Here is a 24,984-nt window from a genome sequence, read left to right on the forward strand (position 1 = left end):
ATGAATTCAAGGCGTTGCATGGTAACAGTCTCAGTCCAGGGCATAGTGAGTCTCCTCTGCTATGCCGTTTATAACTGTTACCCATGTGCCCGGTCTAAAGTGTTACCCATGTGGCCGGTTTGTACCTCAATGCGCACCCTACAAAACCGTGCCGTTACCCTGTAGGGTCGCCATTTATGGCGACCAGGGAATACTTGCCTGCGCCACAGACGACCATACAAGACAGCCATAACGCTACAATATCGTTAAGCCGTTTTCACCGGTCAGCCAATCACCGGTTTAGCGTTTCGCCACCTGCTCGCCATCCGGGGTTTTGCCATGCCCGGCAGCAGCCAGCTCGGTATTAAAGTGGGAGACCAGCACCGAAAACGTTTCCTCTGCTTTCATGCGGTACAGCTGTTCGGACGGATGAATACAATCGGGTGACATCAGCGACTGCCAGTCTTTCATCTGCAGGATGCGCTGATACTGACGCGCCAGCGGCACCGATTCTGCTTTAGCCAGCGCGTCCAGTTTGGTGACGTAAGGTGCAACGTGCCATTTCTCCGCGCGGCCACAAATCGGGTGCGGCTCCTGTAATATCACCTGCTTACCCTCTTCACGGGCAATAGTAATCAGCTGTGTCATTACCTGGGTATATTTATCCGGGCTAACCTGGTAATCCTTTTCTATATCGCGGAAATGGAAATGGCGTGCATCGTTGGTGGCAAAATTCAGCAAAATGATTTTTGCCGGCGATTTCTTCATTTCTTCGCGCCAGCTTTTATTATTCTTGTAGAAATATTTGCCATTTAACAGGTCCATGGCCTGCGAAGAGGATGCACCTTTATTCACTACGCGGATGCCATCGCCGTACTTCTGCTGTAACCACTGGTTAATCAGAGCAATCTCATTGTCTTTAATATAGATTGCGCGCAATTTGCCATTTTCCTTTATCGCCATGGCGCCACGCGTGCTTGAACCGCCATAGGCTTCAATAATAAAGTTATTATCGGGCTTGCCGCTTTCGGCGAATGCGGTATTGCACAGACAGGCTGTGGTAATCAGCAAAGTGACGATGCCAGATAGCGCTCGTTGCATAAAAAATTTCCGCCTTTTGATACTCAAGGTTACATGGAGAATCGGTTGTTTACCGTAAGCGAATTACCTTAACAGGGGAGATTGCGGGTCAACAATCCGAAAGCACGGTTGCGGGGTGAAAATTAGGTCAACTCTGAGAAAAAAGCCGCTCGCTGAATAAAAGTTATTTAAATACAGCAACATAAAAACAAGCCTTACCCAGCGGTCACCCTTCAGCCAGAAAATCCCGCATTGCCGCCTGCTTAAAACATCACGGTTGCTTCAGGACATAACGCGGTTTGATTAGCGAATTTTCGCACTGCGAGTCGAACCGTTAATCCACAACCTGTTGTAAAAGAGTGGGTTTTCGCTGTTTTTCCGGCAGTTAGCTGCGAATAAGCACTGCCTGACGATAACTTTTACCATCAGAACATTCTGGCTTAAGCTTTATGGCCATTGCACAGTGACATTCTTTACACTATGGCGAAATTCCGAAACGTTTCTAAACATAATGTATACAGATTAATCCGGTGTTAGCATTCTGACTGAATCATTATGATTGCGTTACAACTCATTTCAGGATGTGCAATGTGAAAACAGAATCCTTTTTATCCAGCCGTAATATTGGCCTGGATCTGCTGCGTGCCGGCTTAATTCTGGAAGGGGTGTTATTACACGCCTCACGGAGTTTGCCGGGAGAGAATGGCTGGTATTATGTCGCGCAGCGCGATCCCTCGGAAATATTTACGGCACTGCTAAGCATGGTGCACACCTTCAGGATGGAAGTGTTCTTCTTTCTTTCGGGCATGTTCTCCGCGCTGATTATTTTGCGCAAAGGGCAGAAATTCTTTACGGATAATCGCCGTAAGCGCGTCCTGATTCCGCTGATATCAGCCTATCTGTTTATTCCGCCGCTGATGTATTTTATCGCGGGACAGATGAATAACACCCCGCTGAGCCTCGAAGGCTGGCTAAACAGCTATACCATGATGCACCACCTGTGGTTCCTCGTGTCGCTGTCGGTGATGTCGCTGCTGGTACCCGGCGCGTTTTATCAGTGGAGCGCCCGTCAGCTGGGCAAAATGTCGTTGCCAATGCTGATCGCCACGCTGGTGATTCTCGGTAACGCCTGCTTCGTGCTGAAGTTCCTGGTGAAAGGACGCGGTGAATTTGTCGAGCTCATCCCGGTGACCGCACGTTTCCTCGTCTATTACACCGCCGGTTTTGCGTTATACGTCAACCGCGAGAAAATTGCCCGGTACGCCAACAGTAAACTGATGAATGGCTGGCTGATGGCCGCGCTGGTGCTGGCGGTGTGGGCCGCCTGCTATGTTGTCGCGCACAACCACATCACCGGGGTGATGAAATATGTGCCGGTGATGCTGGGCAGCGTGCTGTCGGTGATGCTGTCCTACTGGCTGGTGTTTAGCTTCGAACGCATCAACGTGAAAGAGAGTCGCATTCTGACGGCAATTGTGGATTCCGCGCTGATCATCTATTTGCTGCACTATCCGGTGGTGATCATTTTCTCATGGCTGCTGGATGTCTGGTTACCGGATAACCTGTCAGTCCTGTATGTCCTGATCGATTTTGCCCTCGGCATTGCGCTGAGCGCGGTGTGTTACGCCATCGTCAAACGTTCACGCTTCGCCTCGTTCATGTTTGGCCTCAAGCCGAAAGATAAAAAAGTGGCGGTGCCGGTCGAAGCGCGACTGTAATTGTCATCATGCCCGGCCGCCACTGGCGTGCCGGGTATTATTTCCCGCCATCTGATTTTTGCCATTTTCTGCATTTTTAGTTCCAGATAATTATCTCAATCCGTTAGCGCAATTCCTAAAGCTTATCGCCGTCATCACAATTCCTTAAGTCAAACTGGACGTTTTAACCTGATCGCGGTAATACTCATTTCAACGGATTTCCAGCCGTAATCTATTACGACAATATATTTCGCTTCGCTATTTCCCCGCACTGCGCATTCGCTGTGCGGCATTTGTCTTTTCTCTGGTGAGGAAAATAGTGTGTTTAAATTAAATCCCTTGTTACTAAGCCTGCTTGCTGCGCAGGGCTTAATGCTGTCTGCCACACCGGTATCGGCGGTGGTATTAAAACCTTTCACTCCCGAACGCAACGACAATAAAGTTGGCGCTTATTGCTTATGTAATGGTTCAACCCAGACGCTAAGCGGCGTGCCGCGCTTTACCGTTGGAGAAAGTGGCATGAGCAGCGTCACGCTGGGTGAACTACAAAAGGTTGGGCGTATTATTAATGACAATTTAATCGGCGAGCCCCGCCTGCAACTCGGCGCACAAAATTACGCTATTGGTATTCCGGATGAAGAAACAGGCAGTTATCGTGTCTATCAGGTTTATAACAGTGCGGAAATGATTGCGCCGGCGGAAATTAATGGCGCTACGGTAGTGCCAGATTATTATGATGTGAACGATAAGCAATATATTGATGCGCGCGTGGCGACAGTCACTAATGGCCGGTTAAATATCAATATTGGTCAGCAAGGCGCAGCCGCTAACGCCAGCACCAATCGCTGGTCAATGGCTGCCAAACAGAGTCAGTTATTTGCCAGCAGTAATAACGGCCAGATTAACTGGGACAGTAATAACCGCATCCGCTTTACCGCCGCCACGCCGCCGTACGGTGGCGATCGGCTGGCATTTGATGCCGGAGGCGTAGTGACCTACGCCGGTCTGTTTGATGTCACGCTTAAGGATGGCAGCAGCAACGCGTACTACGTCAGTAATCTCAATGAATTGCGTAACTATAACGACTGGCTGATTGACCAGATTAGCGGCGGCAACCTGAGCCCGGAAAGTTATAACGCCGCGCTGAACCAGGCGTTCAGCCTGCGCGACGGTCGTGTGGTTTACCGCATGAGCACCGGCAATTACGATGATGAAGTGGCTGCCGCACTCGGCGATCAGGTGGTGCTGAGCGCCGATGGCGCGAAAGCCAGTGTGAAAATCAATCGCGGCAAAACGCTGGAAGTGGCTAATAGCGCCAGCGCCGTGATGCGCGCCAGCAATGGTGCAACGGCGATTATCGCCGGAAAACTGGCGACCAGTAACGCGCTCTCATCCGAAGCGGGCGCGCTGGAGCTGATCAGCGGCGCGCGCGGTATCAATAATGGCGTCATCAACAGTGGCTTTTTTAATGCCGCCAATGGGCGCGGCGTGGCAGAAGACTCTCTCGGCTATGCGGGCACGGCGGTGTCGGCGATTTATGACAGTGAGTTCCGCAACAATGGTGTGCTCAATGTGCATATCGGCGATGCGCCGTGGGGCACCGCCGGCTTATTTCTCGGCAGCAGCAGCGCGGTCAACCACGGCAATATTAATCTCGGCATTCACGATGTGGCGAACGGCTCCTCAGCAGCGGCGGTGAGTTTCAGCGGCGAGGGCAGCTTCGTCAACGCGCGCGATGGCACGATTTATCTCGGCCGTACACCGCAAAATCATAAGGGCGACGTCACGCAGGATGTCGCGGTCAGCCTCGGCGGTGGCATCAGCGCCGTTTCCGGCCTGCTCGACTCGCGTGCCATCAATGATGGCCGTATTGTTATCGGCTCAAAAGTCGAGAATGCCGTTGGCATGCGCATTGAGGCCGGGCCCAACGCGATGTCACTAAATAACGGCGTTATCGATGTCAACGGTATGGCGCAGGCGCTACCGCGCGAAAATATCGCCATGCTGGCGATGGATTCCGGCAGCGGCGGCCAGGTGGGCAACCGCGGTACCCTCAATCTGAATGGCTATAACAGCACCGGCCTGAAAGTGATCGCCACGGCGGGCAATCAGGCGCACGCCTTCTCCAGCGGGGCGATCAACGTGGCGGGTGACGCCGACCGCTTTGGCGGCACCAACAATACGGCGGTGTGGGTAACTGGCGAACCGGGCGGTCACGCCAGTGCCGATATCACCGGCCCAATCCGGCTCAGCGGCAAAGCGGGCATCGGGATTCGTGCTGAAGGCCAGGCAACAGTCAACGTTAGCGCCCGCGCGATTCCCACCTCCAGCGGCAGCGACAGCATGCTGGATAGCGGACAGATCAGTTTCTACCGTATCGGCCCGGATGCGCGCATTAATCTGCCGGCCAACGGCCGCTACAGCGCCTCCGTGTGGAACGGCACGATTTTTCGCGTCGAGCAGGGAGCAGATTTTGACGGACGCGGCCTGACTTTGTCGATGAAAAGCCCGTTTGCGAGCGGTGTGTACGGCAGCGGTGCCGGCACCGACATTAATACCCACGGCGCGACGCTGAACATCGCCAGCTTTGCCAGCGGGCTGACCATTACTGATGGCGCCCGCGCCACCATTGATGCCGCAACGCGTATTCACCTCAACGGGTCTGATGCCCGCGTCGCCATCGCTGACGGTAATCGCTATACGCTGCAGGGTAACGTTGTTAACCCTAATAAGCAGTTCGATCCGAACACTTTAATGATCAATCAGGCAGCGATAGACGGCCGCGCCAATAACCAGCAGCCGTTTACCGTGATGAATCATGCGCGGCTGGTGAATCGCGGCGCTATCTCCCTGCGGGGGGAAGGCGTAACGGGTATCTACGCGCAGTATGGCGCAACGGTCGACAACCGCGGCGATATCAACATTTTGCGTAACGGCCGGGCGCTGTTCGCCGATGGTTATCCAGGCGCCGGCGACGGCAAAACCCTGACGGAGATTAACAATAGCGGCACGCTTAATCTCTACAGCGGTCAGAGCACCCAGCAAACCACCACCTTCGGTGCGGTCTCGTATCACCAGCTGGGGCGGATTAACCAGAACGGCACGATTAATCTGTACGGCGATAACGTGGTCGGCGCGAAAGCCTTTGCCGGCGGTCGTATTACGCTGGGCGCGAACAGCCGTGTGGTGTTTCATGACGCGCATCAGATCGGCTATCAGGCTTTCGATCCCGGCTCACGCCTGATCGTCAACGGCAGCCCGGTTGATGTCAGCAGTCGTAACTCGACGCTATATGAAATCCGCAACGGCGCGTGGCTGTACAACCAGGGCTTTGGCAACGTCACGCTGAGCGGCAGGGACAGCACCGGCATCGTAGTCAGCGGGACGGATGCGCTGGTATCCAGCACCGATGTTTATCAGGTCACCGGTAAGGGTGCCACCGTGCTGCGCGCCAGCAATCGCGCGCAGGGGATTATTACCAGCCTAATCGCGCTGAACGGCAAAAACACCCTCGGCGCGCAGGCGACGGGCGATGGCACCGAGGTCTACGCCGCCTCGCTCATCACCGGCACCGGGCGCAACGCCACGGCGTTTGATGTCAGCGGCGACGCGCGCCTGTTTAATCAGCAGCAGGGCGTAGTGGATTTGCGTGGCCGCAACAGTACCGGGGCCCGGGTGCATGATGGCGGTAACTTTATCAACCGCGGCTCGGTTAGCGTCGCCAGCGGCACCGGCGTGGATGTCAGCAGCGGTTATGGCCAGTATGTACCGCTCGACAGCACTTTACGCGTGAATGACGGCACCGCCGCGCTGCGCGTGGGCTCCGGCGGCGCGATGAAAATTTACGGCGACGGCCAGGGGGCCAGCACGCTGGCGGCTTACGGCAAAGCCGATGGTTTGCTGCTCGACAGCGGTGCGCAGCGCTTTGAAGCCAACGACATCATCATCGGCGCTTACGGCAGCGGCACTGCGCTGAACAATCGCGCCGGCATCAGTGATATTTCGCTGAGTAATGTGCGCTTCGAGGCCAACGGTGGCACCGGCATTCGCTCTGCCACCTCGTTCGATCCGGCGGGTAGCGCGCAGATTCACGTCGGCGCAGGCGGTACCGGCTATCGCTTTGAAAACGCAGATGGATCTACCACTGGCAACGATTTGGTGATTGGGCGCGACTACCGCATTGAAGTCAACGGCAGCGGCACCGGCGTGCGTGCCAACACCCATGGACGGGTGATCGCTCAGGGCCTGATTGATATCCGTGATGCCGATGGCGGTTCGGCGATTGTCACCCGCAGCGCCAGCCAGGTGATCAACCAGGGCACCATCCGTTCACAAAGCCGCGTCGCACCGCTTATTGATCTGCGCGGCGGCGAGACGGTGTTTATCAACCAGGGCACGCTGGATGCGCCGTACGCCGATCAGGTGGTAGTGGCGGGCGGCGCGACCCGTGATGTGGTGGCACTGCTGGCGGGCAAAGTCACGGGCGAAGTGAACACCGGCAACGGCAGCGATACGCTGCTGGTTACGGGCGGCACGCTGGATGGCGGCCTGAGTATGGGTGACGGCAGCGCGAATCAGGCGACGGTGCAGGCTATCAGCCTGAACCAGACCCGTCATATCACCAGCGGCGGCGCGGATAGCACGCTGAACCTCAGCCAGCTCAATGCGCGCGGCGGTTCGTTCCGGCAGGACGACCTCACCAAAGGCACCAACCTCGGCGCGGGCTGGAGCACGCTGAACTTCATCGATACGCAGTGGACGCTGAGCGACAACATTAAACTGGCGCACAGCACCATCAATATCGATGCCGGATCCACGCTGTTCGCCGGCGATGGCGTCAACGCGCGGCTGCAGGGGGCCAGCAATGATTCGCTGGTGGTGAACAATGCAGGCACGCTCGACCTGACCAACGGTGGCAATGTGGCGGCAAATACCCTGACCATCGAAGGTAGTCTGGCCTCCGCGCAGGGCCGCCTGAAACTCAATTCGACAGCCACCCACAGCGACGTGCTGCGTGTTAACGGTAACGCTAGCGGCACCACCTGGGTGGATGACCGCCTGCAGGGCGGCGGGCTGCTGGACAGCAATCGCGACAATGTCATCGCGGCCAGCGAAGGCGTCTCACTGGTGCAGGTGACCGGCAGCGCCAGTGCCGACAGCTTCAGGCTGAGCAATGGCTATGTGGCAGCCGGGCCGTGGCAGTATGGTCTGTACAGCTTTGCACCGGGCAGCAGCGCAGGCGGCAACGCATGGGACTATCGTCTGGCGAACAATTTCATCTGCAGCGATGGCTCGCTGTGCCAGCCGCAGGCGGGCAGTGCGGTTAAGGCGGTGCGTCCGGCGGTTACGCCGCAGGTACCGTCCTGGATCTCCGCACCGGTCGGGCTGGCGTACTACTCGCTGGCAGTCACTGACGATCTGCATAAGCGTCTCGGCGAACTGCGCCAGCAGCCGGCAGACAACGCAGAGATGTTTATCCGCTACCTCGGTTCGGATTTGCAGTATCGAAGCAATCGCGGCCTGGACGCCTGGGGTTATGACTTCGACCTCAACTACAGCGCCGTTCAGCTCGGCGGCAATTTGCTGCGCGCCGATGGCGCTGAAGATAGCGTACGCGGCGGCATCGCCTATACGCGCGGCAACACGCGCATTCGCCCGCATGCCACTGACGGTTACAGCTCCACCAGCTTTGATAGCGATACGTTGTCACTTTATGGCACCTGGCTGCGCAGCAGTGGCTGGTATGTAGATGGTTCGCTGAGCTGGAGCGGCTACCGTGGCGAAACCGACATTGCGCGGCAGAAAGCGGTCGCCAAACCCAAAGGGCACGGCTGGACGGCGTCAGTCGAGTCTGGCTATCCGCTGATGCTGGCGGGTGATGTGCGCCTGGAACCGCAGGCACAGGTTAGCTGGCTGCGTATGAACATGGACAGTTTTACCGATGCTGACGGCGCGCGCGTCTCTTATAACGATTACGATCAAACCATAGGCCGGCTCGGCGCACGCGTGGCGCGCAGCTGGCAGGACAGCAGTCAGAACCAGTACACGCCGTATCTGCGCGCTAACTACTATCGCGGCTGGGGCGGTACGGCGCAGGTCAGGGTCGGCACCAGCGACCTGAGCCAGAGCTTCAGCAGCGGCAAATTTGGCCAGATGTGGGACGTCGGCCTCGGCGGCACGGCGACCCTCATCAACAACGTGGCGCTGTATGCCGAGGCGGATTACCGCAAAGAGATATCCGGCAACGGCGTCAAAGGCTGGCGCTACAATGCCGGGGTGCGCTGGTCGTTTTGAACGCTTAAACGTGCAATTACAGGCGGCGCTGTGATGCGGCGTCGAACAGCATCGCACGTTCGCTGTCCAGCGTGACCGGTAAAATATCACCGGCGCGCGCGCCGGAACGCTGGGTGGTAAACAGCATCAGCGGGTGGCCAAACAGTGAACCGTGAATCAGTTCGGACAAACCTGTCGGCTCCACCAGCGACACTTCAAGGGGCAGCGCATGCTGCTCACCCGGCTGCGCCAGGCTGATGTTTTCCGGACGGATGCCGTAAATGACGTCGCGGCCAGCGGCCTGTGCTGCCCAGTGCGTATTCAGGGGCAACTGAGCGCTGTCGCTGATACGCACGCCGCTGGGAGTCATCACGCCGTTGATAAAATTCATCGACGGTGACCCGATAAAACTGGCGACAAATTTATTGGCCGGTGTGTCGTACAGCTCCAGCGGTGTACCCACCTGCTGAATGACGCCGTGATTAAGCACCACGATGCGGTCAGCCAGCGTCATGGCCTCAACCTGATCGTGGGTAACATAAACGATGGTGTTGTTCATCTGCTGATGCAGCTTTTTGATCTCCACGCGCATCTGGCCGCGCAGTTGCGCATCGAGGTTGGAAAGCGGCTCATCAAACAGAAATACCTGCGGCTGACGCACAATGGCGCGGCCCATCGCCACACGCTGACGTTGTCCACCCGACAGCTCTTTTGGCCGGCGATCAAGCAGGTGTGTCAGGCTGAGAATCTCCGCCGCTCGCCGGACTTTCTCCTCAATCTCAGCACGCGGTCGTTTCTGAATTTCAAGGCTGAAGCCCATATTGCGCGCGACCGTCAGATGCGGATAGAGCGCATAGCTCTGGAACACCATCGAAATATCGCGGTCTTTCGGCGCCACCTCGTTCATCAGCTGACTGCCGATATGAATATTGCCGCCCGTTGCCAACTCCAGACCGGCAATGGTGCGCAGCAGGGTGGATTTACCACAGCCGGACGGGCCGACCAGCACCACGAACTCACCATCTTTAATGGTCAGATTGATGTCGCGCAGAACCTCAACGTTGCCATAGCGCTTTTCAATTTGCGCCAGCGTAATTTCAGCCATTATTTACCCCTTAACCGCACCGGCGGTGAGTCCCTGAACCAGGTAGCGTTGAATGAAAGCGAAGAACAGACAGGCTGGAATTAACGCCAGCACGGCGGCAGCCATCATTTCGCCCCACGAAACGGCGAATTTGGAGACGAAACTGAGCAGCCCGACCGGAAAGGTCATGACTTCGTTTTTGTTGATCAGCATCAGTGAGAACAGCAACTCACTCCACGCGGCGGTGAAAACGAAGCCGAGCGTTGCTGCCATGCCGGGCAGCGTCAGCGGCATCAGCACGCGGTACAGCGCCTGAAAGCGGGTGCAGCCTTCCAGCATGGCGGACTCTTCGAGATCTTTCGGGATGGCATCAAAAAATGACTGCATCAGGAAGGTGGCGAACGGAACATTGAAGGCGCTGTAAATCAGAATCAGCCCCAGCAGACTATTCGTCAGACCCAGTGGGGCCATCACCCGGTAAATCGGCGCAATGATCATCACCAGCGGAAACATCTGCGTAAACAGCAGCAGGGCCGCCATCACCATCTTGCCGCGAAACTGAAAGCGGGAAAAGGCATAGCCGGCAGCCGCGGCAATCAAGGTGGTCAGCGCGGTAGTGCTGCAGGAGACAATGAGACTGTTAATAAAAAACGTGGGGAAATCACTGTCGGTCAATACCTTCGCAAAGTGGCTCAGGGTGAAACCGCCAGGTAACAGCGTCACGCCCTGACTGAACAGTAACCTGTCCGGCGTGACGGCAATTTTAATGATCCAGTACAACGGAAACAGCGCAAACAGCAAATAGGCGGCGATGCTGAGACGATGACCGATCAACGGTAACAGGCGCATGCAGACTCCTTACTTAAGTAACTGATGGCGGATGCGCAGCAGTACCAGCGCATAGCAGGTCATCAGCAGTAACAGACACACCGCCATCGCCGAGGCATAACCAAAATCCAGTTTGCGATAAGCGGTGGTGAAGATGTAACTGGAAAGAATCGAGGTTGAACCGGCCGGACCGCCGTCGGTCATCACTACGATCAAATCGGCAAAGTTAGCGATCCAGATGGTACGCAGCATCACGGTAATGGCGATCATCGGGGCGAGAAACGGCAGGGTGACACGGCGAAACTGCTGCCAGCCGCTGGCACCGTCGATGGCTGCCGCTTCATACAAATCTTTGGGAATCGACTGCAGTGCCGCCAGTAAAGTGATGGCAAAAAACGGGATGCCAAACCAGACGTTAGCAATCACCGGCCCCCACATCGCCAGTTGCGGATCGGAAAGAATATTGTAGGGTTCACTGAGAATGCCCACGTCGCTGAGCCACTGCGGCAGCGGACCCACCACCGGGTTGAGCAGCCAGGACCAGGTCAGGCCGGAAAGAAACGCCGGCACCGCCCACGGTAAAAACACCAGCGCCTGCACCCAGCGGCGAAAGCGAAACTCGCGGTTAAGCAGCAGCGCCAGCGCGAGGCCGAAAAAGAACTGCAGCAGCAGTGAACTCAGCGTCCAGTTAAGGGTATGGCCGAGTGCGCGAAAGAAGCGGCGATCGTCGAGCATCTGCGCAAAGTTCGCCCAGCCAACCCAGCCGCTCTCCAGCGGATTGAGCAGGTTCATGCTCTGAAAAGCGTAAGAAATGCCGATCGCCATCGGCACGAAGATGAACAGGGCGATCAGCAACAGGCCCGGTGACAGATACCACCATGGCTCAGCAAGCCGGGTCCAGCGCCAGCGGCGACGCGCCGGGCTGGCAGGAAGAGAGATTTCAGGCATCATTTCAGGGCTCCGGTTTACGCGAGATTACTGGCTGGCGAGCCAGGCTTTTTGCTCTTTACTCAGATAGCTGGCCCAGTCCTGCACCATATCTTTGGTGTCGTTTTCGCCCAGTAACGTCTCCTGGCTGCTCTCTTTCACGATCACTGAATTGAAATAGCCCCAGCCTTTGAGATGGGTCGGCATGGTGAGCGGCACATAATTTGGATCGTTCAGCTCCTTAAACCAGCCGGCAAACTGCGGCGTCTGATAGAACGGGTCCTGTTCCGCACCTTTATAGATGGGTAGGGTGCCGACAAACTTCGCCCACGCCAGGTTGTTGGTTTTATTACTGAGGAAGGTAATCAGCGGCCAGGCGACATCGTTTTGTTTACCCTGTTTGAACATCGCCCAGCCGGTATAACCGATGGTCGGGAAGGCTTTACCGGACGGTCCGACCGGCATGGGCGCCACGGCAAAATCTTCAGCCGCCATGCTATTTTTAATCGCGATCAGCGCGTCCGGATCCTGATCGAGCATGGCGCATTTGCCGGAATAGAAGCCCGAGACAATCTCGTTAAAGCCCCAGTTCACGCTGTCTTTAGGCGCGCCACCTTGCTGATACAAATCGACCAGCAGTTGTGCCCCCTTTATCGCCCCCGGCTGGGTTAAGGTACTGTTGCCGTCTTTATCAAAGAAGGCAGGCGAACCGTTCATCGCCGCCATAAACATCATCCACGCATTGGTTCCCCCGACACCGCCGCGCATGCAGTAGCCGCTGATACCGTTACCTGACTGACTAATACGCTTCGCGTCGCTGGCAAACTCGTCCATTGTTTTCGGCGGCTCACTCAGTCCTGCCTGCTTAAACAGCTTTTTATTCCAGAACAGTGCTCGCAGGTAAAAACCGTACGGCACCATGGTGGCTTTACCGTTTGCGGCCCGCGCCATTGCCAGCGTTTTGTCCGTCAGCTGGGCGCTTTCAGGCCAGCTTTTCAGGCGGGGTTCAAGATCTTCCAGCATATTGTTGCTGGCGTATAAGCCTTGCCAGGTATCGGGCATCTCCACCACATCCGGTACCTGTCCGCTCTGTAACATGGTGCCCAGTTTTTCAAATGCCTGACCCCACGGCAGCGAAATCAGCTCAATCTCGGTCCCAGGATGCTGCGTCTTGTATTCGTCGAGCATTTTTTGCAGAAGCGCGGTACGTGGCGGGCTGGTAATAACTTCCACCACGGTGAGTTTGGCGGCGAGGCTGCAAAAGGCGCTGCCTAAACCCACGGCGAGTACCAGGGCTTTCAGGGCGAAACGTGTTGTCATGGCTGGTTCTCCGGAGCGTGATTAACGGTGAGTGGCGGCAGCAAGTGCCTGATTCAGATCGGTCCAAAGATCGTCGGTCTCTTCGAGGCCAACAGAGATACGGATCAGGCGCGGCGAGACACCAAAATCCTGGGCTGAATTAAATTCACTGGCCTGATTAATGACTGAAATCGCCGGCATCACCAGGCTCTCGAAACCTCCCCAGCTGACGCCCATATGGAACAGTTGCAGGGCGTTGCAGAATTGCGGTATGTCGACCTGTTCGGTCACGGCAAAGGAAAACAGCCCGCTGTAACCGCGCAGCGTGGACCATGCAGGGGGATTGAGCCCGGGATGGCAAACCGCGCTGACCTGCGGATGGTCACGCAGCTTTTCCGCCAGCTGCAGGGCGCTGTGCTGATGCTGCTTCATACGCAGCGGCAGCGTGCGCAGGCCACGCATCAGCAAAGACGCTTCGTTCGCAGACAGTTTGCCGCCAAGGAACGGACTAATGTGACGGGCAATGTTGTTGATGTGCTGGTGGCTGGCAATCACCAGGCCGGCCACCACATCGCTGTGGCCGCTGATGTACTTCGAGGCGGAGTGCACCACGATGTCGATACCACACAGCAGCGGCTGCTGGAATATAGGCGAAGCCCAGCTGTTATCAATCAACGTGACGACGCCCGCATCACGCGCCAGCGTGGCCAGCTGCCGCAGGTTCTGTTCACTCATCACCCAGCTGGAGGGACTTTCCAGATAGAGCAGGCTGGCGCCGGGCAGCGCGGCGGCTATCGCCGCTTCATCGTCGCCATCAACAAACTGCGTCGTGATACCGAAACGCTGACAAAAGCCGCGCAAAAAACGGTAAGTATCGGGATAGACATGATTAACGCAGACCACTTTCGCGCCTGGCTGAACCACACTCAAAATCGCGTTACTGATGGCGGCCATGCCGCTGGCAAAGGCGAGGCAGGCATCACCGCCTTCCAGCGCGGCAACTTTATCCTGTAGCGCTTTAACCGTCGGATTATCAACGCGGGAATAGAGCGGCTGGTCGCTCTCACCGCGAAAGCGGGCGATCATGCTGTCGTAATCGCTGAAGGTAAACAGCGAGGACTGATAAATCGGTGGCGTTACGGCGCCCTGTTCGTGGCGCTGGTCGTGGGTAAGCAGTGTCTGTTGCGCAATAGGTTTAGCGTTTGGCATGGATCACGTCCTTCATGTCGCGTTCGGTGATATCAAGAATCTGGTGGCAGAGGGCACGCGCGGCCTGGCTGTCGCGGGCGCGGATGGCGTTAAACAGTTCACGGTGCAGGGGAAACGAGTCTGAAAACAGCGCCTGCTCCGGCGGGGATTCGAAAAAAGCGTGCAGCGTGTCGTAGACGCCGTTAAGCATCTGCAACAGCAGCGGATTGCCGGCGGCGCGGTAGATGCTGGTGTGGAAAGCCCAATCCTCCGGCCCGGCGGAACCGATAGCCAGGTGCACACGCTCCATCTCTTCCAGCCGCCGTTCGATTTCCAGCAGGTCGTCGGCGCTGGCGCGCTGCGCGGCCAGCACGCAGGATTCGGACTCAATGATGCGGCGCACTTCCAGCGCATGAAGCATGTTGGCGGAGTCGTTTTTAAAGCGCAGAGAGAGAAAGCTGTCATGCAGACCGACTTCTGCCTGCAGAAAAGTGCCGCTGCCTTTTTTGCGCACAATGATGCCGAGTGCTTCCCAGCGCTTGAGCGCCTCGCGCACCGTATTACGGCTGACGCCCAGTTTCTCCGCCAGCTCGCGCTCCGGCGGCAGGCGACTGCCCGGCTGCGCGCCGGCATGCGCCATGTAGCGCGTGAGCGCATCAAGAATCAGCGTATCGCTGCGCGTCGGAATAATGGGATGGAGTTCAGCCGGGTCATGCATCGTTTTGCCTTAATTGGTCCAACATCTCTACCAAAGACATAGCAACCCGCATGCCAGAATCATGAGCTTTTGATTTAGTGAGAAATTTGACGCCGTAATAAGCGCAGATTATGAGATCTGCTGGTGCAAAACCCGCCAGGGTGCACCGTGGTGTGGCGGTACTGCAGACAATGTTGCGCTCAAAACGAAAATAAATTAGCATTATTTCCGGTTAACGCAACGAGGTGCCGGGATGGATAGTATCGGAATTTTTGACAGCATCAACAAACTGCTCACCACCTCATTTGCGCGTGAGTTCTGGCTTAATCTCATGGAAGAATCGGAAGCGAGTTATGCCAGCGCTCATGCGGTGGTAGAAGGGACGGCAGGCAGACTGAAGCATCCGGAAAAGATCCGCTTACGTCCTCAGGCACGGCACTATTTTCTGAATGCCGCGTTTCGCAGAGCGGCTGAGGCCAGCGGCCTGATCTGCATCGATGCCGTCACTAAACCCCAGGGTGAACACTATTGCCTTGTTGAATCGGGCGGAATCAAAATCAGCCGGATTGGACTCAATCACGACGAGCACCTGATTAAACGGGCACGTCATCGCACATTGCTTGCTGAACTGAACGGAGAGCTCGAAGGCGTTACGCCAGATATGTTTTATGATATTGCCGGAGTGCATACGGCTGAAGAGACGTTAGGCGTGCTGATTGTTAACGTCAATCCTCCTCATACTAAGCCGCAGGGAAGTATGTTGGATTTACGGGTAACAGTCCCTTTCACCAATCTGCGTAACTACCATTATAATCAGTCAATACGCGATGTCCTCGCGTTGTACAATACAGCAGATAATCAGAATGAAATCCCTGATTTAGCAGTTCCACAGTTGAAGAAACGCTTAAAGCAGCAGGAAGGTTAGTGTGGTGCAACAATGAGAGTCGGTGTGGCGGGTTTTGAGCCAAAACGTTTAACCCAGGTACGTGAGGCGCGTGGGTTTTCGAAGATCAATCTGGGGCGCCAGGTTGAGCGTTCCCCCTCGACCATTACTAAATGGGAGAATGGCAGCCATGCGCCTGATTCCGCCGCGCTGCTGGCCCTGTCATTGGTACTGAATTGTCCCATAGCCTGGTTTACTAAACCCTTGCATGTTCATACTAATAATCCAGTGTTTTTCCGCACCATGGCGAACACGGCAAAGGATCTGTGCGCGGCTTCGGAACGTTATATGGAGTGGCTGCAGGAAGCGTCAGCGCATTTACAGCAGGATCTTGATTTTCCGGCGGTGAATATTCCCTGGCTTGATGTTACCGATCACCATCAAATTGATGATCAAATGATTGAAGTGATGGCTGGTCAGTGCCGCAAACGTTGGGGACTGAGTCTCGCACCGCTGAACGATCTGCTGCTGGTCATTGAAAATGCCGGTGTGATTTGTGCGCGCTTCGAACAGGGCAGTGCGGTGATGGATGGCTACTCGCAATGGAACGAGCGTGAGCAACGGCCTTACATGATTCTGGCGTCGGATAAAAATAACTATTACCGCAGCCGTTTTGATGCCGCTCATGAGCTTGGCCATTTAGTGTTACACCGGTTTATCAAACGACTGGACAGTATTAATTTTAAGCCGATCGAAGCGCAGGCGCATAAGTTCGCCGCATGCTTTATGTTACCGGAGGAAGCGTTTGCGGTGGAATTGCCGGCAAATCCCACGCTGGAGAATTTCGTCGCGCTGAAGCAGCGCTGGGGAATATCTGCACAGGCCATGATTATTCGGGCTAAAGAGCTGAATTTGATTAGCGATGTTGAGCATCAGCGCCTGTACAAGCAAATTTCAGCGCGCGGCTGGCGTAAAGGTGAACCGCTTGACGATCAGCGGGTTCCTGAAGCTGTGCGATTACTGCCCAGAAGTCTCAGGCTTTTGCTGGATGAAGGCCTGTATAGCAAACAGAGCTTTGTCTCTTCACTGGCAATGGCGCGCCACGATGTAGAAAAACTGTTTTCCCTGCCGAAAGATGAATTAGCGGAAACGCAGATTTTGCATTTGCCAGCCACACTCAAAGCCCGCGACAACAGCTCCCCTCAGTCAGCCGACAATAATGTAGTCAGCCTGTTTACCAGGAAATAATGCATTACTGGTTCGCGAGTGGCTGCATCACTTCACGCGATGCAGCCATGCGGATTTTGATTGCCAGCAGAGGCATTGCTTCGCCGGACAATCATCCAAAAACCGCGATCAGCGGCTAAACGGCATCGATCAGGCCGCCGTCGACGCGGATCACGCTGCCGGTAATGTAGCTGGCAGGCTCACTGGCGAGAAAAGCGGCGGTGGCACCATATTCGTGTGGCGCGCCGTAGCGGCCCATCGGTATGCTGCGCCGGCTTTGGGCTGCGACGGCAGCGGCGGTACTGTTTTCGCGCTGCGCCTTCAGCGCATCAAGCTGACTGACGCGCTCAGTATCAATGCGTCCCGGCACCAGGACGTTAACCGTTACACCATCCGCGGCTACCTCGTTTGCCAGCGTTTTCGACCAGCCCAGCAGGCTCATGCGCAGCGCATTGGACAGCGCCAGATTAGGGAGAGGCGTGACCACGCCCGACGAGGTGGACGTGATAATGCGTCCCCAGCCGCGCTGGCGCATGGCCGGCAGCACCTTATCGCTCAGTTGAATCAGCGCGTCCACCATCACCGCAAACTGCTGTCGCCAGAGTTCGCTGGCGGTGCCCGCGGCTTTCGCGGTTGGCGGCCCACCTGAATTATTCACCAGAATATCCACCGCGCCCCAGCGCTGGCGAATCGCCTCCAGCACGCTGTCAAAGGTGTCGGGTGCCGCCAGATCGAGCTGGAACGCCTGCGCCTCACCGCCGTCAGCGGTAATGCGCTCCACCGTTGCCTGCAACTTACTGCTGTCGCGTCCGGTGACCGCCACGCGCACGCCCTCCTGCGCCAGTGCCAGCGCTATCGCCTGACCCAGACCGCTGCCTGCACCACATACCAGCGCCACGCGCCCTTGTATTTGCAAATCCATCACTGCCTCCTGATTGTATTTTCAGGATCGTAATGTGCAAAAACAGTGCCGGTTATGCGCCCGGTTTACGCATCTGTACCTGATCGAAGGCGAATTGCAGATGCGTTTTCATTAATTCGGCCGCCTGCTGCGGTCGGTTTTCACGCAGCGCGTCGATAATGGCCACGTGCTCTTCGCACCACTCTTTCACGCGCCGTTTGTTTTGGTAGCTGCCAAATTCCAGCAGGCGGCGCAGGCGGTTTTGCTGTTGAATCGCCTGCAGCACAAACAGATTGCCGCTGGCTTCGGCCAGCGATTCATGAAAAGCGGCATCCGTCTCGAAAATGTCGCGCGCCGATACCTGCGTGAGGTCCGGATGGGTAATCAATCGCAGATGCTGTGCCCGCAGGCGCTTCAGCATGGCACGATCCGCGCGTAATTGCGGGCTGAGCAGGGCGGCTGGCTCAATCATCAGACGAAATCCATAACTGTTGCGCAGCGCGACTTCCGAGTTAAGCGTTTGCTGAAAACGCCAGCCATGTCCCGCATTGCGCGCGATTAATCCGTCTTCCGACAGCTTGACCAGCGTGCGTGTCAGAATGCCGCGATCAACGTCATAGCGCTGGCTGATTTCCGTCTGGGTGAACGATTCGGGCAGGGCACCGGCAATACGATCGCGTACCAGTAACTCGTACAACGTCTGGTCGCTGCTCTGCGGGGGTTCAATGTTCAGCTGCTGTAACTCATCTGCCCCTTTTAGCAGAAAAAATCCCTGATTGGGCCGCGCTTCCACCGCGCCCAGTCGGGTCAATTCTTTAAGTCCTGCCCGCACCGGCGTGCGGGAAACGCCCAGCGCGTCTGCCAGAGGTTGTTCACGTAAGTGCTGACCTGGATCGAATCTTGCTTCATAGATCAGGTCAAGTAGCTGACGTGCAATACGACGGCTGCTGGCGGAGGAGTCAGGCTGCATAGAACGGGATTTCCTGAAATGTATTACTGTCGACTAAAGGTACAATAACATGTTGAGGAAAATGCTGCGATATAAAGCAATGCATGCACGATAAGCGTGCAGAGTGCACCAGGAGAAGACGTTTTTTTATCACCATGATTGTATTTTATGAATCATAAAAACCAATTTAAACGTTTACCAGGAGACACAGATGATCAGCAATTCATTTCGCTCTACCGGTCGGTTACTTGCGCTTGCCACGCTGGCCCTGATGCCCATCATCAGCCAGGCGGCAAGCGATCGCGTTGCCCCAGGCAAACTGACCTACGGCACCGCAGCCACCTTTATGCCGTTCGAGTTTGTGAAAGACGGCAAGCTCACCGGTTTTGATATCGAGTTGATAACCGCGCTGAGTAAGACGCTCAATCTGCAACCCGCAGCCATGCCAATGGAGTTCAAAGGGCTGATCCCGGCACTGCAGGGCAAACGTCTCGACATCATTAATTCAGCGATGTACGTCAATCCGGCGCGTGCGGCGCAGGTGGATTTTGTTCCTTACCTCAAAATCGGCAGTCGCGTTGTGGTGCGTAAAGGCAATCCGGCCGGCATCACCGGGCGCGATCTGTCGTTGTGCGGCAAAAACGTGGCGGTCACCCTTGGCGGTATCGAAGAGAGCCAGGCGCGGGTGGATAACCAGAACTGCCTCGCCGCCAAAAAAGCCGCGATCAATGTCATGACGTTCCCGGCGGCAACGGACTCGGCAGTGGCTGTTGCGCAGGGTCGCGCCGATGCGGAATTCCTTTCAACGCCGGGTACCGTTGCGTTGTTTAGCGAGAAGCCCGGCGTGTTTGAAGCGGCAGGCGCTGAGTTTGAAGCCGATACCCACATCGCTTTTGCGGTCCGTAAAGGCGACAGCGCCACCAAAGCGCAACTGGAACAGGGACTGCAAAACCTGGTGAAAGACGGCACTTACAAGCAACTGATTGAGAAATGGAACTTCCCGGACTCCGTTGCCATTTTTTAATCCGCTGACCGGAGAAAGCTATGTCGATCGATTTAATGTGGCAGTACTTCCTCTCCCGCGAATTTCTGCAGGGCGCGTGGATGACGCTGCTGATTACTCTGTGCTCGCTGTTGTGCGGCGTAGTGCTGGGACTGGTGCTGGCGCTGCTACAGGAAGCGCCATTTCGTGCCGCGAAAGGGCTGGCGTTTTTTTATCTCTGGCTGTTTCGCGGTACACCGGTGCTGTTCCAGATCATCTTTGTCTACAACGTGTTGCCTGGTTTCGGTCTGCGCTTCTCCGCGTTTACCTGTGCCGTGCTGGCGCTGTCGCTGAATGAGGGCGCCTACATGGCGGAGATATTACGTTCCGGCTTACAGGCGGTAAAAAGCGGCCAGCGCACCGCCGGTATGGCGCTGGGAATGACCCAGGCCCAGATCATGCGCAAGATTGTCTTGCCGCAGGCCGCGCGCATCGTGCTGCCACCGATGGGCAATCAGATGATCAGCATGCTGAAGTCCAGCGCGCTGGTCTCCGTGATTGCGGTGCAGGAGTTGTTGCTGGTGGCGAACCAGACCGCCAGCGCCAGCTTCCGCTATTTCGAGGCGCTTTGCGCGGCGGGGCTCTATTACCTGCTGCTGACCTCGCTGTTCATGCTGTTTCAGTCGTGGCTGGAGCGCACGCTCGACCCGAAACAGCGGCGTGGAAAATGGCAAAAGGCCCGGGCGCGCCACCGTCGGTTAACCAAAGCGGCGGATACCGCAGGAGATCTGTCATGAACGAGACAAAACCACCGCTGCTGGAGTTGATTGGCATCGACAAGAGCTTTGGCCGTCAGCCGGTATTGAAGAACTGTTCGCTTAGCGTTCAGCGTGGGGAAACGGTGGTGCTGATTGGGCCTTCCGGTTCCGGCAAATCTACGCTGCTGCGCTGCGTCAATCTGTTGTCACCCGCCGATAGCGGCGATGTGTTCTTCACCCGCCAGAATATCAGCCGGGGAGAAGTGCCGCCGCACCAGTTGCGCCAGCGTATTGGCATGGTGTTTCAGAACTACGAGCTGTTTTCCCATCTGACGGCGGCGGAAAACATCATGCTGGCACCGATGACGGTACTCGGCGTCAACCGCATCACGGCACGCAAACAGGCAGAAGCGCTGCTGGCGAAGGTGCGTATTCACGATCGGGCCGATCATTTCCCCGACGAATTGTCTGGCGGTCAGCAGCAGCGCGTGGCCATTGCCCGGGCGCTGGCGATGAAGCCGGAACTGATGCTGTACGACGAACCCACGTCAGCGCTCGATCCGGAGATGATCCGCGAAGTGCTTGATGTGATGGCGGAACTGAGCGCCGAAGGCATGACCAGCATGGTCGTCACCCATGAAATGGGGTTCGCGCGCCGTGCCGCCAGTCAGATTCTGTTCATGGAAGAGGGCGAAATTCTGGAGCGCGCCAGCGCCAGCGACTTCTTCAACCGCCAGGTTAGCGAACGCGCCCAGCGTTTTCTCGATCAAATCCTACATTAACAGCGGAGCCATAATGACTATTCACCCGGTCGACAGCGTGCGCATGAAGCGCGACCTCGCCACGCTGGTTGCCATCAATACAGAAAATCCACCCGGTCAGGAGCGCGAAGCGGCAGAGTGCGTGGCAGGCTGGCTGCGCGAGGCCGGTTTTGACCTGTCGTTCAGTGAATATGCGGCAGGGCGCACCAACGTCATCGCGGTTCTGCACAACGGTGCCGGACCCTGCTTCGCCTTCAATACCCATCTGGACACAGTGCCTGCCGGCAGCGGCTGGCGTAGCGATCCCTTTACCCTTACCGAGCGCGAGGGACGCCTGTACGGTCGTGGTGCCTGCGATGCCAAAGGACCGCTGGTGGCGATGGTGGAAGCGCTGCGCCTGCTGGCCGCCAGTCGCCACCGCTGGTCCGGTACGCTGATGGGGGTATTCACTGCCGATGAGGAGGTCGCCAGTGAAGGCGCGAAGTTTTATGTCCGGCAGGCACCGCCGGCTATCGATTTTGCGGTGATCGGCGAACCCACCGGCAACGCCACGTTTTCTGCCCATAAAGGCAGCCTGCGACCGCGCGTCAGGGTGAAGGGCGTAACGGCGCACTCGGGCACGCCTGAGCTGGGGATAAACGCCATCTATCAGTCCGCCAGATTACTGGGCCTGATTGAGCAGTCGCATCAGCAGCAGGTGCGCTGTCGCTGCCACGCGCTGGTGGGCAATGCCAGCCTGACGGTGACGCGCATCCACGGGGGGCACGCTGATAACGTGGTGCCGGACAGCTGCGAGCTGCTCCTCGACCGCCGCATGGTGCCTGGTGAGGACGAGGAGGCGGTGAAGGCCGAACTGCAGCAGCTGCTTGACCACGCGAAAGCCACTGCCGGCGTGGAGGCGGAAATCATCGCCTGGCAGGCCACCACGGGCGGGGCCACCGAGACCGACAGTAACGAAGCGATTGTGCAGCACAGCCTCGCCGCCTGTCGTCGCCACGGGCAGGCGGAACCGGGCCCGTTTGGTTTTCAGGGGGGATGCGATTTAGTGCATTTTCGTTCGCTCGGGGCGAAAGGCGTGGTGATCGGACCCGGCAGCCTGGCGGTGGCTCACAAGCCAGATGAGTTCGTGCCTGTTGAAGAATTTATTGCTGCCGCAGCCATCTACCTCGACGTGGCACTGGCGATGCTGCCTCAGGAGTCCGCAACGTGAAAGCAACGCTTTGGCGCGGTCAGCTGCGCTATGACGCAGTCACGCTGCACACCGCGTCCTCGGGCGCAATCAGCGCGCTGGATACGCTGTGGCTGCGGCTGGACGATGGCACGCGCTGCGGCACTGGCGAGGTGCGGCTCAACATTCAGTATCTGCACGGCTATAGCGCCGATCGGGTGCTGGAAAACATCACCCGCGCCCTGGCAGGCTGGAACTGGGCACTGGCGCCGCAGGCGATGCTGGAGCGTGTGCATGCGGATGGGGCGGGACTGCTGGCGCCGGCCCGCATGCTGTTCGACATGGCGCTGCATGATTTACTGGCGCAGCAGGCCGGCGTGAGCCTTGCGCACTGGCTCGGTGCCGTTGCGGCCAGCCCCGGCTACCCGACCAACCAGACGCTGTTCTGGGGCAGTGAAGCGCAAATGCTGACGCAGGCTGAACAGTACGTTGCACGTGGCTTTACCCAGCTCAAACTGCGTACCGGCGTGGCGGATTTTGCGACCGATCTGGCGCGGTTGCACGCCCTGCGCGCCCGCTTTGGTGAGGCCATCACGCTGGCGATTGATGTCAACGGTCAGTGGTCACTGGCGCAGGCGCACGCCGCTTTTCCGGCGCTGCAGGCGCTGAATCTCAGCTATGTCGAACAGCCGCTGGCACCGGCTAACGATGCCGCACTGGCGCAACTGAGCGGTTATGGCGTGCCGATCATGCTGGACGAGAGCCTGAATAGCCCGGCAGCCATCGATCAACTGATGGCGGCAAACGGCGCGCTGTGGGGCCACCTCAAGCTGGTCAAGCTGGGCGGTATTGCGCCGACGCTTGCGGCGGCACGGCGCCTGCAGGCGGCCAGCATCCCTTTCATGATAGGTCAGATGAACGAAGGCCATGCGGCAACAGCGGCGGCGCTGCAGGTGTGTCGCGCCGTGCAGCCACGTTTCGCAGAACTGTACGGTGCCGATGGACTGATAAACGATGCGGTGAGCGGCCTGCATTATCAGCAGGGCACTGTTTTCATCAATGATTTACCCGGCCTGGGCGTGCATTTTGATGCCGCGCGCGCCACTTTTCTCCAGGAGTCTGGTTATGCAACAGCTGAATAATGTTATCCAGGGCAGTGAATCCGCCTTTAGTGCACAGGAGTACGCACAACGCATCCAGCGCACCCGCGAACGACTCAATGCGGCCGGCGTTGATGTGATGATTGTGACCGGACCAGAAAATATCTTCTGGTTAACCGGTCAGCAAACGCCGGGCTATTACACCTTTCAGGCGCTGGTGCTGCCAACAGAAGGGGATCCGGTGTTTGTTATCCGCCAGCTCGAATACTTTAACTTTATCGCCAACACCTTTATCTCAGATGCCGCCATCTATCAGGATGGCGATAACCCGGTTGATTTTCTCGTTGCCCTGCTGCTTCAGCGCGGCTGGCTTAGTAAGCGTGTCGGGCTGGACAAACGCGGCTGGTTTTTGCCGGTAGCCGTGTATGAGGCGTTACAAAGTCGTATCGGCAGCCTCGCCGATACTGCCGGGGTGATTGAGCCGCTGCGCGCAGTGAAGTCGCCGGCGGAAGTGGAAAAGATCGCTCAGGCGGCGCGCTATGTTGACGCCGGCATGCAGGCCGGTATGGCCGCGGTGCGCGCCGGGGCTGATGAAAATGCGCTGGTCGCGGCCATGATGGGAGCCGCCATCGCGGCCGGATCCGAGTATGTCGGGATGGAGCCGCTGGTTTCCAGTGGCCCACGCAGCGGTGTGCCTCACGGAACCTGGCGTCGTCGCGTGTTGCAGGATAATGAGCCGGTCTTTCTGGAGATGGCTGCCGCGCACGATCGCTATCACGCCGCGCTGATGCGCTCGGCATGGCTGGGGCGGCCCCCTGCTATTGCTATGGAAATGGAGAAAGTGTGTCAGGAGGCGCTCCAGGCGGCACTGGATGCCATTCGGCCGGGCGCAATCTGTGCCGCACCGCACATAGCCTGCCAGCAGGTGATCGATCGCGCGGGCTTCACCGACAACTTTAAAAAACGCACCGGCTACTCCATCGGTGTCTCGTTCGCGCCGGACTGGGGCGAGGGCGGCATTCTCAGCCTCTACAGTGGCGTCAACACCGAACTGCAGCCAGGCATGACCTTCCATATCCCCCCGGCGCTGCGTATCTACGGCGAATTTACGGTTGGCGTTAGCGAAACCGTGGTGGTGACGGAAACCGGCTATCGCCAGCTCGGTTCGCTGGCTCGCCCATTAACCTGCATATAAGGAAACCC

Annotated in this window: 19 protein-coding genes; 10 read left to right on the forward strand and 9 right to left on the reverse strand. The window is 57.2% G+C overall.

The window, feature by feature from the left end; genetic code table 11:
* Positions 1–279: 279 nt before the first annotated feature.
* Positions 280–1,080, reverse strand: coding sequence for an SGNH/GDSL hydrolase family protein (locus F3J36_RS05560; protein WP_166719139.1), 801 nt, complete (start codon positions 1,078–1,080; stop codon positions 280–282).
* Between the two features lie 560 nt (positions 1,081–1,640).
* Between F3J36_RS05560 and F3J36_RS05565 the strand changes: the two genes are divergently transcribed.
* Complete coding sequence (locus F3J36_RS05565) at positions 1,641–2,777, forward strand: acyltransferase family protein (protein ID WP_211072891.1); 1,137 nt, start codon at positions 1,641–1,643, stop codon at positions 2,775–2,777.
* 300 nt (positions 2,778–3,077) lie between these two features.
* Positions 3,078–9,050, forward strand: a complete 5,973-nt coding sequence (locus tag F3J36_RS05570) for an autotransporter outer membrane beta-barrel domain-containing protein (RefSeq protein ID WP_166719141.1) — start codon at positions 3,078–3,080, stop codon at positions 9,048–9,050.
* A 16-nt stretch (positions 9,051–9,066) separates the two neighbouring features.
* On the opposite strand, the gene F3J36_RS05575 is transcribed toward F3J36_RS05570, so the two are convergent.
* Genes F3J36_RS05575 through F3J36_RS05600 form a run of 6 tightly spaced genes read right to left on the reverse strand, consistent with a single transcriptional unit; the run spans position 9,067 to position 15,073 of the window.
* The gene (locus F3J36_RS05575; RefSeq protein ID WP_088517298.1) at positions 9,067–10,134 is read right to left on the reverse strand and encodes an ABC transporter ATP-binding protein; all 1,068 of its coding nucleotides are present in this window, start codon (positions 10,132–10,134) and stop codon (positions 9,067–9,069) included.
* A gap of 3 nt (positions 10,135–10,137) precedes the next feature.
* Entirely contained in the window at positions 10,138–10,962 is an 825-nt protein-coding gene (locus tag F3J36_RS05580) for a carbohydrate ABC transporter permease (protein ID WP_166719142.1), read from the reverse strand.
* Positions 10,963–10,971: 9 nt separating this feature from the next.
* Positions 10,972–11,892: a carbohydrate ABC transporter permease gene (locus F3J36_RS05585; protein WP_058759118.1), complete on the reverse strand. Its 921-nt coding sequence runs from the start codon at positions 11,890–11,892 to the stop codon at positions 10,972–10,974.
* A 24-nt stretch (positions 11,893–11,916) separates the two neighbouring features.
* Complete coding sequence (locus tag F3J36_RS05590; protein WP_059011244.1) at positions 11,917–13,188, reverse strand: sugar ABC transporter substrate-binding protein; 1,272 nt, start codon at positions 13,186–13,188, stop codon at positions 11,917–11,919.
* 21 nt (positions 13,189–13,209) lie between these two features.
* Positions 13,210–14,376: a PLP-dependent transferase gene (locus F3J36_RS05595; protein ID WP_166710381.1), complete on the reverse strand. Its 1,167-nt coding sequence runs from the start codon at positions 14,374–14,376 to the stop codon at positions 13,210–13,212.
* Positions 14,363–15,073 (reverse strand): FadR/GntR family transcriptional regulator, encoded by a 711-nt coding sequence (locus F3J36_RS05600; RefSeq protein ID WP_021509083.1) that lies wholly within the window; start codon positions 15,071–15,073, stop codon positions 14,363–14,365. Before F3J36_RS05600 ends, F3J36_RS05595 begins: the two co-directional genes overlap by 14 nt.
* Positions 15,074–15,305: 232 nt before the next feature.
* On the opposite strand from F3J36_RS05600, the gene F3J36_RS05605 reads away from it, so the two are divergent.
* Together F3J36_RS05605 and F3J36_RS05610 are read left to right on the forward strand one after the other, a co-directional pair.
* Positions 15,306–15,977 (forward strand): hypothetical protein, encoded by a 672-nt coding sequence (locus F3J36_RS05605; protein ID WP_088517295.1) that lies wholly within the window; start codon positions 15,306–15,308, stop codon positions 15,975–15,977.
* A gap of 12 nt (positions 15,978–15,989) precedes the next feature.
* Positions 15,990–17,183 (forward strand): ImmA/IrrE family metallo-endopeptidase, encoded by a 1,194-nt coding sequence (locus F3J36_RS05610; RefSeq protein WP_166719143.1) that lies wholly within the window; start codon positions 15,990–15,992, stop codon positions 17,181–17,183.
* A gap of 115 nt (positions 17,184–17,298) precedes the next feature.
* Here F3J36_RS05610 and F3J36_RS05615 read toward each other — a convergent pair whose 3' ends face one another.
* Entirely contained in the window at positions 17,299–18,084 is a 786-nt protein-coding gene (locus F3J36_RS05615) for an SDR family oxidoreductase (RefSeq protein ID WP_088517293.1), read from the reverse strand.
* 52 nt (positions 18,085–18,136) lie between these two features.
* A complete protein-coding gene (locus F3J36_RS05620) occupies positions 18,137–19,033 on the reverse strand; it encodes a GntR family transcriptional regulator (RefSeq protein WP_088517292.1) in 897 nt (298 codons plus the stop codon).
* A gap of 250 nt (positions 19,034–19,283) precedes the next feature.
* On the opposite strand from F3J36_RS05620, the gene F3J36_RS05625 reads away from it, so the two are divergent.
* The 6 genes from F3J36_RS05625 to F3J36_RS05650 are packed head-to-tail and all read left to right on the forward strand — an operon-like array spanning position 19,284 to position 24,976.
* Positions 19,284–20,036 (forward strand): ABC transporter substrate-binding protein, encoded by a 753-nt coding sequence (locus tag F3J36_RS05625; RefSeq protein WP_369974301.1) that lies wholly within the window; start codon positions 19,284–19,286, stop codon positions 20,034–20,036.
* A gap of 20 nt (positions 20,037–20,056) precedes the next feature.
* Positions 20,057–20,791, forward strand: a complete 735-nt coding sequence (locus F3J36_RS05630; protein ID WP_166719144.1) for an amino acid ABC transporter permease — start codon at positions 20,057–20,059, stop codon at positions 20,789–20,791.
* On the forward strand, positions 20,788–21,534 hold the full coding sequence (locus tag F3J36_RS05635) for an amino acid ABC transporter ATP-binding protein (protein ID WP_058775910.1): 747 nt from the start codon (positions 20,788–20,790) through the stop codon (positions 21,532–21,534). The genes F3J36_RS05630 and F3J36_RS05635 overlap by 4 nt, the downstream gene beginning before the upstream one ends.
* A 13-nt stretch (positions 21,535–21,547) precedes the next feature.
* Positions 21,548–22,723 carry a M20 family metallopeptidase gene (locus F3J36_RS05640; RefSeq protein ID WP_166719145.1) on the forward strand — a complete coding sequence of 392 codons (1,176 nt, stop codon included), beginning with the start codon at positions 21,548–21,550 and terminating at the stop codon, positions 22,721–22,723.
* Positions 22,720–23,823, forward strand: coding sequence for a mandelate racemase/muconate lactonizing enzyme family protein (locus F3J36_RS05645; protein WP_166719146.1), 1,104 nt, complete (start codon positions 22,720–22,722; stop codon positions 23,821–23,823). The genes F3J36_RS05640 and F3J36_RS05645 overlap by 4 nt, the downstream gene beginning before the upstream one ends.
* Positions 23,807–24,976: a Xaa-Pro peptidase family protein gene (locus F3J36_RS05650; protein ID WP_166719147.1), complete on the forward strand. Its 1,170-nt coding sequence runs from the start codon at positions 23,807–23,809 to the stop codon at positions 24,974–24,976. The genes F3J36_RS05645 and F3J36_RS05650 overlap by 17 nt, the downstream gene beginning before the upstream one ends.
* Positions 24,977–24,984: the final 8 nt, after the last annotated feature.

It is taken from the genome of Pantoea sp. Cy-640, from assembly GCF_011752635.1.
In the GTDB taxonomy this organism is placed as follows: domain Bacteria; phylum Pseudomonadota; class Gammaproteobacteria; order Enterobacterales; family Enterobacteriaceae; genus Pantoea; species Pantoea dispersa.

Coding starts and splice junctions, on each gene's coding strand:
- F3J36_RS05600 (WP_021509083.1), bottom strand. CDS start 15,073: ATGCATGACCCGGCTGAACTCCATCCCATTATTCCGACGCGCAGCGAT.
- F3J36_RS05580 (WP_166719142.1), bottom strand. CDS start 10,962: ATGCGCCTGTTACCGTTGATCGGTCATCGTCTCAGCATCGCCGCCTAT.
- F3J36_RS05620 (WP_088517292.1), bottom strand. CDS start 19,033: ATGCAGCCTGACTCCTCCGCCAGCAGCCGTCGTATTGCACGTCAGCTA.
- F3J36_RS05640 (WP_166719145.1), top strand. CDS start 21,548: ATGACTATTCACCCGGTCGACAGCGTGCGCATGAAGCGCGACCTCGCC.
- F3J36_RS05650 (WP_166719147.1), top strand. CDS start 23,807: ATGCAACAGCTGAATAATGTTATCCAGGGCAGTGAATCCGCCTTTAGT.
- F3J36_RS05560 (WP_166719139.1), bottom strand. CDS start 1,080: ATGCAACGAGCGCTATCTGGCATCGTCACTTTGCTGATTACCACAGCC.
- F3J36_RS05565 (WP_211072891.1), top strand. CDS start 1,641: ATGTGCAATGTGAAAACAGAATCCTTTTTATCCAGCCGTAATATTGGC.
- F3J36_RS05615 (WP_088517293.1), bottom strand. CDS start 18,084: ATGGATTTGCAAATACAAGGGCGCGTGGCGCTGGTATGTGGTGCAGGC.
- F3J36_RS05630 (WP_166719144.1), top strand. CDS start 20,057: ATGTCGATCGATTTAATGTGGCAGTACTTCCTCTCCCGCGAATTTCTG.
- F3J36_RS05575 (WP_088517298.1), bottom strand. CDS start 10,134: ATGGCTGAAATTACGCTGGCGCAAATTGAAAAGCGCTATGGCAACGTT.
- F3J36_RS05635 (WP_058775910.1), top strand. CDS start 20,788: ATGAACGAGACAAAACCACCGCTGCTGGAGTTGATTGGCATCGACAAG.
- F3J36_RS05605 (WP_088517295.1), top strand. CDS start 15,306: ATGGATAGTATCGGAATTTTTGACAGCATCAACAAACTGCTCACCACC.
- F3J36_RS05595 (WP_166710381.1), bottom strand. CDS start 14,376: ATGCCAAACGCTAAACCTATTGCGCAACAGACACTGCTTACCCACGAC.
- F3J36_RS05590 (WP_059011244.1), bottom strand. CDS start 13,188: ATGACAACACGTTTCGCCCTGAAAGCCCTGGTACTCGCCGTGGGTTTA.
- F3J36_RS05585 (WP_058759118.1), bottom strand. CDS start 11,892: ATGATGCCTGAAATCTCTCTTCCTGCCAGCCCGGCGCGTCGCCGCTGG.
- F3J36_RS05610 (WP_166719143.1), top strand. CDS start 15,990: ATGAGAGTCGGTGTGGCGGGTTTTGAGCCAAAACGTTTAACCCAGGTA.
- F3J36_RS05625 (WP_369974301.1), top strand. CDS start 19,284: ATGCCCATCATCAGCCAGGCGGCAAGCGATCGCGTTGCCCCAGGCAAA.